Origin of the sequence: Shigella sp. FC1967 (assembly GCF_001743005.1) — a bacterium.
Classification (GTDB): domain Bacteria; phylum Pseudomonadota; class Gammaproteobacteria; order Enterobacterales; family Enterobacteriaceae; genus Proteus.
Window position 1 is genome coordinate 1 of the sequence record NZ_MIIZ01000910.1, and the last position, 1,986, is coordinate 1,986.

Here is a 1,986-nt window from a genome sequence, read left to right on the forward strand (position 1 = left end):
ACAACGATACGACGTTGTCCCCTTTCAACAAAAACAACAAAGAAAGTAACCGCGAACACCAATACTGCAACCAACAATAACAGGAGGAAGTGCAGTTCGCCTTGCCGCGCCTGCTCGATGGTTTGACCAATGGCAGGCGGAAGACCTGCAACGATACCTGCAAAGATAATGATTGAGATACCGTTACCAATACCACGTTCAGTGATTTGCTCACCTAACCACATTAGGAACATTGTTCCTGTGACTAAGCTCACAACAGCCGTAATATAGAATGGTAGACCTGGATTGATTACCAGACCTTGCATTCCTGGCATATTCGGTAAGCCTGTTGCGATACCAATAGATTGGAATATCGCCAGCACCAAAGTACCATAACGGGTATATTGGCTGATCTTACGACGACCGGCCTCCCCTTCCTTCTTAATCTCTGCTAACCGAGGGTTAACCACTGATAAGAGTTGGATAATAATCGATGCCGAAATATAAGGCATGATACCCAGCGCAAAGATAGAAGCACGGCTAAGAGCACCACCAGAGAACATGTTAAACATTTCAATGATGGTGCCTTTTTGCTGATCGAGCAATTTGGCAAGCACAGTGGCATCAATACCAGGGATAGGAATAAAAGAGCCAATTCTAAAGACAATAAGTGCACCAAGAACAAACAAAAGTCTGCGTTTTAGTTCACCAACACCACCTTTAGCACTCTGAAAATCTAAACCTGGTTGTTTAGCCATCTGTCACTTATTCCTCAATTTTACCGCCAGCTGATTCGATTGCTGCACGGGCACCTTTGGTAACACGCAGACCACGAATAGTCACTGCACGGTTAACCTCGCCAGATAGAATTAATTTTGCAAATTCAATCTGTGGGCCAACAACGTTTGCGGCTTTCAGTGCATTCAGATCGATTACATCGCCTTCAACGTAAGCTAAATCAGACAGACGGATTTCCGCAGTCACAAATGATTTACGTGAAGTAAAACCAAATTTTGGTAAACGACGATATAAAGGCATCTGGCCGCCTTCAAAACCACGACGTACGCCACCGCCAGAACGAGATTTCTGACCTTTGTGACCACGGCCGCCAGTTTTACCTAAGCCAGAACCGATACCACGACCTACACGTTTAGGCGCATGCTTGGCACCTTCAGCCGGAGACAGAGTATTTAAACGCATCTCTTACTCCTCAACTTTAACCATATAGGAAACCAAGTTGATCATACCGCGAACTGCTGGTGTATCTTCGCGTTCTACAGTGTGACCGATGCGACGCAGTCCTAAACCAGTCATAGTTGCCTTATGTTTAGGCAGACGACCGATTAAGCTGCGTGTTTGAGTAATTTTAATAGTCTTAGCCATGGTCATTACCCCAGAATTTCTTCAACGGATTTACCACGCTTAGCTGCGACCATATCTGGAGACTTCATGCTATCTAAAGCGTCCAGTGTTGCACGAACCACGTTAATCGGGTTAGTGGAACCATAGGTTTTAGCCAGTACGTTACGAACGCCAGCCACTTCTAGAACTGCACGCATTGCACCACCTGCGATGATACCGGTACCTTCATGAGCAGGCTGCATAAATACGCGTGAGCCTGTGTGAGTACCTTTAACAGGGTGGAACAGAGTACCGTTGTTTAAAGCGACGGTTTTCATATTGCGACGGGCTTTTTCCATCGCTTTCTGGATTGCTGCCGGAACTTCGCGAGCTTTGCCATATCCAAAACCAACGCGGCCATTACCATCACCAACTACTGTAAGAGCGGTGAAGCTAAAGATACGACCACCTTTAACGGTTTTAGATACGCGGTTTACCGCGATCAGCTTTTCCTGCAGTTCGCCAGCTTGTTTCTCGATGTGAGCCATCTTACACTCCTACCTTAGAACTGAAGGCCAGCTTCACGGGCAGCATCTGCCAGTGCCTGGACTCGACCATGATATTGGAAACCGGAACGGTCAAATGATACTACTTTGATACCTTTTT

5 protein-coding genes are annotated in these 1,986 nt (G+C 46.2%); all 5 read right to left on the minus strand.

Translation table 11 applies throughout. The features are described 5' to 3' along the window. Nucleotides 1-737, minus strand: a 737-nt coding sequence (locus BHE89_RS15760; protein ID WP_141008312.1) for a preprotein translocase subunit SecY, incomplete at its 3' end; no start/stop codon positions are given. 7 nt (nucleotides 738-744) lie between these two features. Next, nucleotides 745-1,179, minus strand: coding sequence for a 50S ribosomal protein L15 (gene rplO, locus BHE89_RS15765; RefSeq protein ID WP_004246944.1), 435 nt, complete (start codon nucleotides 1,177-1,179; stop codon nucleotides 745-747). 3 nt (nucleotides 1,180-1,182) lie between these two features. Further along, nucleotides 1,183-1,362, minus strand: a complete 180-nt coding sequence (rpmD, locus tag BHE89_RS15770; RefSeq protein ID WP_036914634.1) for a 50S ribosomal protein L30 — start codon at nucleotides 1,360-1,362, stop codon at nucleotides 1,183-1,185. 5 nt (nucleotides 1,363-1,367) lie between these two features. Continuing rightward, complete coding sequence (rpsE, locus tag BHE89_RS15775; RefSeq protein ID WP_023583472.1) at nucleotides 1,368-1,868, minus strand: 30S ribosomal protein S5; 501 nt, start codon at nucleotides 1,866-1,868, stop codon at nucleotides 1,368-1,370. A gap of 14 nt (nucleotides 1,869-1,882) precedes the next feature. After that, nucleotides 1,883-1,986, minus strand: a 104-nt coding sequence (locus tag BHE89_RS15780; protein WP_286146216.1) for a 50S ribosomal protein L18, incomplete at its 5' end; no start/stop codon positions are given.